Origin of the sequence: Psychrobacter sp. AOP5-GZ1-6, from assembly GCF_052376345.1 — a bacterium.
Lineage (GTDB): Bacteria > Pseudomonadota > Gammaproteobacteria > Pseudomonadales > Moraxellaceae > Psychrobacter.
Map to the genome: position 1 here is coordinate 1 of NZ_JBQSVP010000121.1, position 9,206 is coordinate 9,206.

Genomic DNA, 9,206 nt, shown 5'->3' on the forward strand with positions numbered 1-9,206 from the left:
AATATATATCTGATGACCGCTTTTAAGCTTGATCGTGCCTGTTACATTGCGACTATTGAGTGTATAAGCACTGTGGCTACTGTTATTAGGCGGTGATGATGTAATAGTAGGAAAGGTAACAGTGGTAAAACCAGGCTCATTAGGGCGAGTATAGCGGTGGATGAAAGTCTGACCAGATGGCATCATACAAACAATCTGGTAGCTTACATTTTTAAACACTGGTTTTTCTAAAATATTTGAAATTTCAGTGTCTGTTATACCGACATGCTCCGTCATTTCATATTGTAATGAATAGAAGGTATCAATACTCCGTTGCTCATTATTTTGTTTTATCTCGTGAAAGAGCGCGAAATAATACATCACTAGCATCGTTAACAATGTCAGTGCATAAAATATAAGTAAGCGTCTTAAGGACTGAAACTGTTGCATGAAAGCGTGTTCCTATATCGACACGAGAAAACATAGTGGGTGAATCATAATTTGGGTACGGTAGTCGGTTTGCTAGAAGTATTCTGCTTTTTAGGCTCTACTGCTATTATAAAGATAAACGATGTCATTAGTAACGCCTGATTGCCATCGTTACAATCATGGCACAACACTAGAAACTCACCTATAATGAACGAATTAACCTTATATAATGCACGATTATGACTACAATTGCTCCTACATCAGATTTACCTACGCCCTCGATCACTCATGATTCTCTCGCTATCAATCGATTGAAGGTAGTATTTGCGGGAACGCCCGAATTTGCCGCTATTAGTCTGGAGTCACTAATCAGTCAGCAAGACGTGCTGAATATAGAGATTGTCGCGGTGTACACGCAGCCTGATCGCAAAGCAGGTCGTGGCCAAAAAGTATCTGCCTCTGCGGTGAAAGAAGTCGCACTAGCAAACGATATCCCTGTAGAACAACCAGTCACCTTTAAAAAATCAAGTGATGAGGGTCTGGCTGCTCGAGCAGTGCTGCAATCATATCAGCCTGATGTCATGATTGTTGCTGCTTATGGATTGATTTTACCTATCGGTGTATTAGAGACACCGACACATGGTTGCTTAAATATTCATGCCTCACTATTACCGCGTTGGCGCGGTGCGGCTCCTATCCACCGTGCCTTATTGGCAGGGGATGATGAGACGGGTATTACTATTATGCAGATGGATAAGGGCTTAGATACTGGCAATATGATTTACAAAACCAGCTCTCGTATTGAAGCTGATGATACTGCTGCCAGTCTACACGATAAAATGGCTGCGCTTGGTGCGAATGCAATCAGTACCGTGTTGCAAGATTTGCCACATTATCAAGCACAAGCTGTGGTTCAAGATGAGAATCAGGCGAATTATGCTGAAAAACTAATCAAAGCCGAGGGTGAGATTGACTGGACACAGCCTGCGGCCGCTATTGAACGCCAAATTCGCGGACTGACACCGTGGCCGGGTGCTTATACGTTTTTAGCAGGGCAGCGCGTTAAAGTATTGGCCAGCTTGCCAATCAATGCGTCGCAGCAAACCAATGAGCCTGCAGGTACTGTTATTAGTGTTGGGCGTAATGCTGTTTTGGTTGCTTGTGGCAAAGCGAATGACGCTGAATTATCAGCCACGACTCTAGCCATTACTCATTTACAGTTTGCAGGCGGTAAACCTCAGACGGCTGAGCAAGTTTGCCATGGTAATCAGCTCAATGATGGCGACAAATTTACGACAGAATCAAAATAACCAAATCTAACTTAATGCTAGTTTATCCTATCTCAACAAGACGCTATCCGATGATACGTCAAGGAAATAAAATTTAATGAGACACAACAGTACTGCGCCTAGAAACAATGCACCTAGAAATAACAAGCTCAAACCATCAAGCAATCTTATTATGAATGGTAGCGTACGTGTGCGTGTGATTCGTACCTTACTGGCTATTCAAAATGGTCAGTCGCTCTCAAGTGTCCTTGATCCATTACTAAATAGTCTGCATGACGGTGACAAAGGCTTTGCACATGCGCTGCTACTAACCACACTGCGCCAGTGGCATGCGCTGGCACGTTTGCTAGATACACTTGCAGACAATCCTATCGATGAAGTTGAGGTGCGCACCACCATTCAAGTGGGTTTGGTTCAGCTGCTTTATTTAGAAGTGGCTGACCATGCTGCGATTCATGAAACCGTTGAAGCTGCCAAAGAGATTGAGTTTGCTCATTCTACTGGTTTAGTCAATGCTATTTTGCGCAAAGTCGCTAAAAATCCAAGTAAATTTCGTAAGAAGTGTGATAAGAAGCATAGCCTACCGAATTGGCTCGCTTATCAGCTTAAGCAAGACTGGAGCGAGCAGTATGATGAGCTAACACAAGGCTTACGCCAACCAGCACCAATGTTTTTACGAGTAAACTCATCGGTGACTTCGGTAGAAGATTATCAGAATGCATTGTATGGTGCAGAAATTGATGCGGACATCGTTGAACTAACGACTGGTTTTAAATTATTGAACGCGTCAGAGTCTAGCGCGGCTACAACGCTATCAACCAAAGGTATTAGATTGCATCAAAGCACTGCTGTTAACGCTTTGCCTGAGTTCGCTTTAGGGACTGCTAGTGTACAAGACATGCATGCGCAATTAGCTGCACCCATTATTAATCAAGCATTGATGGCTAAGCTCAGTGCTGACGATACTGAGAGTGGCAGCGACAGTGTTGAGAAAGAGATACACATCTTAGATGCCTGCGCTGCACCTGGTGGTAAATTGGCTCACTGGTTAGAGATTACAAGCGCTAATGATGAATCATCATTGTTTCACGTGAAACAAGATGATGCTGAAACGTCGCCTACGACTGCTAATGCTAATGTCAAGGTAACGGCTATCGATAATGAAGCACCACGTATCGAGCGTATTCGTGAGAACTTACAGCGCCTAAATCTGAGTCAGCATGATTTGCAGCAAGCAGAGAACAGCATTGCATTGAACATTGTCTGTGCGGATGCAACCAGATGGCAGCATGGCAAGAACAAAAAAGCGGCGACAAATGAGCCGGTATTTGATGCGATATTGCTTGATTCTCCTTGTACCGCGACTGGCGTGATTCGTCGTCATCCTGATATCAGTATCCTGCGTACCGAAGAAGACATCGAACAGACGGCGCTACTGCAAGCTGATATCTTGCATAACTTATGGCCACAACTCAAAGCAGGTGGTTATCTGTTGTACGTGACTTGCTCTATCTTAAAACAAGAGAACGTTGAGCAAATGCAGGACTTTATCACTCATCATAATGATGCGGTAGCGATTGAGTTTACGGAGGATTGCAGCTGGGGTATCGAACAGGCGATTGGTCGTCAGTGCTTACCGATTGATAGCGAGAGTGGCGATGGTTTTTATTATGCGTTGTTGCATAAAACTGCCGAATAAACCGTTTTTAACTATTGAATAACATTATTGTAGACAGGACAATCTAATGAAATATATCAGTACCCGTGGTCAGACAGCGCCGATGGATTTTAGTGATGTGCTTTTGATGGGTCTTGCCCCAGATGGTGGTTTGATGCTACCTGAGCATTATCCAAACATCGATAGCGCAACGCTTGATGAGTGGCGTGCGCTTAGCTATCCAAAGCTTGCGATGGCGATTATGCAGCGTTTTGCAACAGATATCCCTACGGCCGATCTACAAGACCTCATTGAGCGTACTTATACTGCCGAGGTGTTTGGCTCTGATGAGATTGTTCCTGTTCGTAAACTTGAAGATAATTTATATATCCTAGGATTATCAAACGGTCCAACACTAGCATTTAAAGATGTTGCGATGCAGTTCTTAGGTAACGCCTTTGAATATGTGCTTAAGAAAAAAGACGCACGTATTACCATCATTGGTGCGACAAGTGGCGATACAGGTAGTGCAGCAGAGTATGCACTGCGTGGCAAAGAAAATATCGAAGTCTTTATGCTATCACCACACGGAAAAATGAGTGAATTCCAACGTGCGCAGATGTATAGCTTGACTGACGATAATATTCATAATATCGCTATCGATGGTATGTTTGATGACTGCCAAGATATCGTCAAAGCGTTACAACAGGACGCTGAGTTCAAAGCTGCCTACAATCTAGGTACAGTGAATTCTATTAATTGGGGTCGCATCCTAGCGCAGATCGTTTACTACTTTAAAGCTTATTTTGCGGTCACTACTAGCAACGATGAAAAAGTCAGCTTTAGCGTACCGTCAGGTAACTTCGGTAATATTTGTGCTGGTCACATTGCTCGTGAAATGGGGCTACCGATTGATCGATTAATCGTTGCTACTAATGAAAACGATGTGTTGAATGACTTCTTCAACCAAGGTGCTTATCAGCCGCGTCCGACTGAAAAGACTTATGTAACGTCAAGTCCATCAATGGATATCTCAAAAGCATCTAACTTTGAGCGTTTTGTTTATCTGCTATTAGAGAAAGATAGTACCCGCGTCCATGAGCTGTTTGAAGGGGTGAAATCTGGTCAAGGTTTCGATTTATCTGAGCTAATGGAAGCGGTTAATACTCGTTATGGATTCGCTGCTGGCAAGTCTACCCACAGTGATCGTTTGCAAACCATCAAAGCCCTTTATGAGCAATTTGGTGAGTTGGTCGACCCTCATACTGCTGATGGCATCAAAGTCGCCAAAGAGTTGCAGCAAGAGGGTGAAGTGATTGTCTGTGCGGAAACAGCATTACCTGTTAAGTTTGCAGATACGATTGTTGAAGCAGTAGGTCAGATTGATATCGCTCGCCCATCTCATACCGAAGGACTAGAGAGCTTGCCGCAGCATGTGGTGGTGCTAGATAATGACGCTGAATTGGTTGCTGAGCAAATTCGTCAGCATGTCACACCAAATCCAGCGTAAATCACCGTCAAATTATGAGCTTAGAGCATGCTGAGCGTTTGACCATAGCTATGCTTAGTTGTGAGTATTTAATACAGCTACCTTAAATAAAAAATCAGAGAAAGTATTTATATAAAGGTTACACTATTGTAATAAAGTGTTTATGATTGTGTTATGGTAGATATAATTGTAATATTAGAAACAGCGTCAGCGAGTCATCATTGTGCTAGACGCTTTTTTAGGAACAAAACCAGCCAATTATACTGAACAGCTGCCCTCTAAGCATCATAATAAATGCGCAGCTTGAGTAACGGATTGATTGAATTTTTATTGTCACTTATTTCATTAAGTATCAACAATAGAGATTCTAGATTGATAGACTCAAGCGTGATTATTATGATGGTAATAGCGGTACATATTGTGGATATAACAATGAAGATGAGCTTAAAAAAGATAGCAACAGCACTGATGCTTACGACTTTTAGCAGTGCCATGCTAATGACCACTGCCCACGCCAACAATCCACCACCCACTCTCAAAGCAGATGCGCCTAATCGCTATACTGTCACAAAAGGCGATACCTTATGGGACATCTCAGAACGCTATTTAGATAGTCCATGGCGTTGGAAAGAGATTTGGGCGACAAACAAGCAAATCAAAAACCCCAATCTTATCTATCCTAATGACATTCTTATCTTATGTGTGATTCAAGGTAAGACGCTCATTGGTGTGGATACGGGCGAGGGCTGTGCGGGGGTTGAAAAGCAACTTACTGGTAACGTAGCTGCTACTCCAGTAACAGTGACGTCAACTGCCAATAGCATTCCATCTATTCCTTGGACGGCTATTCGCCACTGGCTAGACAAAACAGTTATTGTCAATCCACAAGATTTTAATACGACTCCGTATATATTAGCCTCTAAAAAAGGTAACTTAATCACTGCGAGTGGTGATAAGGTCTATGCGAAAGGTGTGCCACTTATCACCGGTCAGCGCTACGGTATTTATCGTGAAGGTGAGCTGTATACTGATTCCACGACAAACGACGTCATCGGTCTAGAAGTTACACAAGTAGCAACAGGCTTGGTTACTTCTACCGAAACCAATGGCGTTAGTAGCTTACAACTGACCGATAATTATGGTAAAGAAGTACGTGAAGGTGACCGCGTCTTTGTTGAATTGAACAACTCTATTCCACCTGTGTTTTATCCGACGCCTGCTAATACCAGTCGTGGTGGCATGATTGTACGTGTGATGGACTCAATCAGTTCAGCAGCAAAAGGCAGTGTAGTTGCTATTAATCTGGGCAGCTTAGAAGGCGCTAAGCCTGGTGATGTATTGACTGTCTATCAAAAAGGCGCTTTGGTACGTGATATCAAAGATGAAGATACGCCTGTACGCTTACCAAATGAACAAACAGGTATGCTAATGGTCTTCAATACTTTTGATCATATCAGCTATGCGTATGTACTTAGTTCTGAATTGCCGCTTAATGTCGGCGATCAGTTACTACCGCCTCCTTATTTATAAGTGAGCAACAGGCTTATTACAAGATTTATTGATCTAAGTCTGCCTATAAGAGATAAAGGACTATGACCGCAGTCACTTCTTCTTTAACAGACGATCAGCGCGCAGTACTGGCGCTGTGGTACGAAGTGAATGCGTCATTATCTGCTTATCATAAGCTACTTACTTCCTTTGGAAATGCAGAACTTGCTTGGCAAGCCAAAGTAGAAGCATGGCGACAATTGGGTATTCACCATACTCATCTCAAACGTCATGAACAGCCAGAGCAAACACTCACTAATATCGATAATATTCAGCAAGCACTGATAGAGGGACGTTATGGTCTACTATTTGCTGATGAGTCTGACTATCCTGCCCAACTTTTACAAATCTATGACCCACCGCCGTTACTATTTTATCGTGGTAATCATGTGCGCCTGCATCAAGCACAAATCGCTATCGTTGGTAGCCGAAAACCCACCGCACATGCACAAAAAATTACGTTTGATATCGCTCAATATTTAGCGCAGGCAGGCTATATCATTACCAGTGGTCTAGCGATGGGTGTGGATAAACGCGCGCATTTAGGTGCGTTGGATCAAGCGAATGCTGACTATCAAGGTCGTACCGTTGGGGTGATGGGTACAGGGATTGATGTAAACTATCCCAACCATCGCGATAAGTTATTTACTCAAATTATCGATCAAGGTGGTTGTATCATTAGCGAGCTGTTACCAGACACGCAGCCGCACAAACATACGTTTCCGCGCCGAAATCGTCTGGTTGCAGGATTAAGCTTAGCAACGATTGTGACAGAAGCGACCATTCAAAGCGGCTCGCTCATTACTGCGCGTTTAACCTCTGAACAGGGTAAACAGGTCTTTGCCATTCCAAGTCATATCGATAATAATAATGCTGAAGGTTGTCATCACCTAATACGTGAGGGGGCGACGTTGATTTATCATCCTCAGCAGGTACTAGAAGATGTCAGTGGTCAGTTAGACTATGACAGTCGTTCTGACAAACAAACACAGCGATCGCAATCTAATAACACCCAATTGAGCAATAAATATTCTCCAAAAGTTGTGAATATAGAGGACGGCACCGTAACAGCTACCAACGATTCACAACCATCATCTTCTAATGTTAAGTTGCCTCGCAGCGCTGTTGTTGTTCCTGAACATCTAACCAGTATTTATGAGCAGCTTGATTGGCATGGACAAGATCTAGATGCACTTATCGTGGCTACCGATCTTGCACCACCGCAACTGATTGGCCAGTTGATGGAGCTTGAATTGTTGGGTATTGTCAGTGTGCAAGGCGGTCGATATTTACGTGTCTAATGCTATATTTTTTTAACTTGAAGCTTTTTTGCTTTCCAGATTTTAGGAAGTTCAGCACAGTAAAAAGGTGGTGGTTTTCAAGTTTTGTTATCTGAGTCAAACTTTCTCCTGTGTTATGATTAGCGCTCAACCTTCTACTCGTCCAAACCATTCAAGCTATGAATCATTCCATACCTTTTATCACTGACTCCACTGCACAAGCTGCTCATTGGCTCAAAGAAGGGCAGCTGCTCGCTTATCCAACCGAAAGTGTCTGGGGTATCGGCTGTGATGCTTATGATAAAGAAGCCGTTAAGCGAATTTTAGAGATTAAACAGCGTCCACAAGCCAAAGGTATGATTGTCATTACCGACAGCGTGGAGCGTCTGGCACCCTTGCTATCTTCTTTAACGGATGAACAGTGCGCTCCTATCCTAAAGAGTTGGCAGGCAGATAGTGGTCATAATAACGATGATGATTTGCAGTATAAGCAAGCACATACATGGCTGCTACCCATTCCGCAGACGCTAGCTACTACGATTCCTGCTTGGATAACGGGGCAGCATCAGACGGTTGCAGTGAGAGTCATTGCTCATCCTGTTATTCGTCAGCTATGCGAGCAATTGGTCAGTGACAATAACCCATTCGGATTACTGGTTTCGACCAGCTGCAACCCCTCAGGGCAGCCACCTGCTGTCACTTTCAATGATGCTTATGCATATTTTGGCGAGCACATCAGTTACTTACAAGCTGATACGTTGGGCTATACTTTGCCCAGTCAAATTCGTGATGCAATTACTGGCTTAATCATTCGTTAGAAAGTAGCAGTCATTTAAATATAATGAGTCAAGCGTCGTCATACAAACGATAGGCATTGTTTTTATATTTCACTATTGACAGAAATAAAAGAATGGCGCAAGATGAGTTAATAACAGAACAATCAATAAATAAGCCATATTGCATAAAAATAAGTGAATAACCATTATGAAACTAAACCCTGTGACCGAAAAATTTATCTTACATTGGGGTGAGATGGGCTCACAGTGGGGTGTCAATCGCACCATGTCACAGATTCATGCGTTATTATTCATTATTGGTAAACCGCTAAATGCTGAGGAAATTACAGAAACACTTGGTGTTGCTCGCTCTAACGTTTCAAACAGTATTAAAGAGCTACAGCATTGGGGCTTGGTACAAAAGATCTCCATATTGGGCGATCGTCGCGATCATTTCACGACCAATACTGATGTTTGGGAGCTAGCACGCATCATTGTGGTTGAACGACAAAAGCGTGAGCTTGAACCAACAGTGCAGTTCTTACAAGAATTGATGGACAGTCCTGAATTCGAACATGAGAACAGCGATGTAAAAGCACGCATCCGTGATACAAAAGAATTCGTTAGTACACTCACCACTTGGTCTGCTGAGATGCTCAAGCTACCCACCAGCATCCTCAAAAAAGTCCTTAAATTGGGCGCGAGTATCAAAAAAATTCTGCGCTAGTCGTGGGATATAGTATTTAAAATAAAAAATTT

7 protein-coding genes and 1 pseudogene are annotated in these 9,206 nt (G+C 43.0%); 7 read left to right on the forward strand and 1 reads right to left on the reverse strand.

The window, feature by feature from the left end; genetic code table 11:
• Positions 1-429 (reverse strand): annotated as a pseudogene (locus tag ACT3RN_RS12565) (response regulator); the annotation flags it as partial.
• 218 nt (positions 430-647) lie between these two features.
• Here ACT3RN_RS12565 and fmt point away from each other — a divergent pair.
• From fmt to ACT3RN_RS12600, 7 genes are all read left to right on the forward strand, one after another.
• Complete coding sequence (gene fmt / locus ACT3RN_RS12570) at positions 648-1,718, forward strand: methionyl-tRNA formyltransferase (RefSeq protein WP_442061826.1); 1,071 nt, start codon at positions 648-650, stop codon at positions 1,716-1,718.
• Between the two features lie 76 nt (positions 1,719-1,794).
• Complete coding sequence (locus ACT3RN_RS12575) at positions 1,795-3,396, forward strand: transcription antitermination factor NusB (RefSeq protein WP_442061824.1); 1,602 nt, start codon at positions 1,795-1,797, stop codon at positions 3,394-3,396.
• A gap of 46 nt (positions 3,397-3,442) precedes the next feature.
• On the forward strand, positions 3,443-4,864 hold the full coding sequence (thrC, locus tag ACT3RN_RS12580) for a threonine synthase (protein ID WP_442061821.1): 1,422 nt from the start codon (positions 3,443-3,445) through the stop codon (positions 4,862-4,864).
• A 411-nt stretch (positions 4,865-5,275) separates the two neighbouring features.
• Positions 5,276-6,373 carry a LysM peptidoglycan-binding domain-containing protein gene (locus ACT3RN_RS12585; protein WP_442061819.1) on the forward strand — a complete coding sequence of 366 codons (1,098 nt, stop codon included), beginning with the start codon at positions 5,276-5,278 and terminating at the stop codon, positions 6,371-6,373.
• A gap of 62 nt (positions 6,374-6,435) precedes the next feature.
• Positions 6,436-7,692 carry a DNA-processing protein DprA gene (dprA, locus tag ACT3RN_RS12590; protein WP_442061816.1) on the forward strand — a complete coding sequence of 419 codons (1,257 nt, stop codon included), beginning with the start codon at positions 6,436-6,438 and terminating at the stop codon, positions 7,690-7,692.
• Between the two features lie 158 nt (positions 7,693-7,850).
• Positions 7,851-8,489, forward strand: coding sequence for an L-threonylcarbamoyladenylate synthase (locus ACT3RN_RS12595; protein WP_442061814.1), 639 nt, complete (start codon positions 7,851-7,853; stop codon positions 8,487-8,489).
• A gap of 166 nt (positions 8,490-8,655) precedes the next feature.
• Positions 8,656-9,174, forward strand: a complete 519-nt coding sequence (locus tag ACT3RN_RS12600; RefSeq protein ID WP_442061811.1) for a GbsR/MarR family transcriptional regulator — start codon at positions 8,656-8,658, stop codon at positions 9,172-9,174.
• Positions 9,175-9,206: the final 32 nt, after the last annotated feature.

Bases quoted from the DNA above. Each gene is read 5' to 3' on its own strand.
- ACT3RN_RS12585 (WP_442061819.1), top strand. From the start codon at position 5,276: ATGAAGATGAGCTTAAAAAAGATAGCAACAGCACTGATGCTTACGACT.
- ACT3RN_RS12575 (WP_442061824.1), top strand. From the start codon at position 1,795: ATGAGACACAACAGTACTGCGCCTAGAAACAATGCACCTAGAAATAAC.
- ACT3RN_RS12595 (WP_442061814.1), top strand. From the start codon at position 7,851: ATGAATCATTCCATACCTTTTATCACTGACTCCACTGCACAAGCTGCT.
- ACT3RN_RS12600 (WP_442061811.1), top strand. From the start codon at position 8,656: ATGAAACTAAACCCTGTGACCGAAAAATTTATCTTACATTGGGGTGAG.
- fmt (WP_442061826.1), top strand. From the start codon at position 648: ATGACTACAATTGCTCCTACATCAGATTTACCTACGCCCTCGATCACT.
- dprA (WP_442061816.1), top strand. From the start codon at position 6,436: ATGACCGCAGTCACTTCTTCTTTAACAGACGATCAGCGCGCAGTACTG.
- thrC (WP_442061821.1), top strand. From the start codon at position 3,443: ATGAAATATATCAGTACCCGTGGTCAGACAGCGCCGATGGATTTTAGT.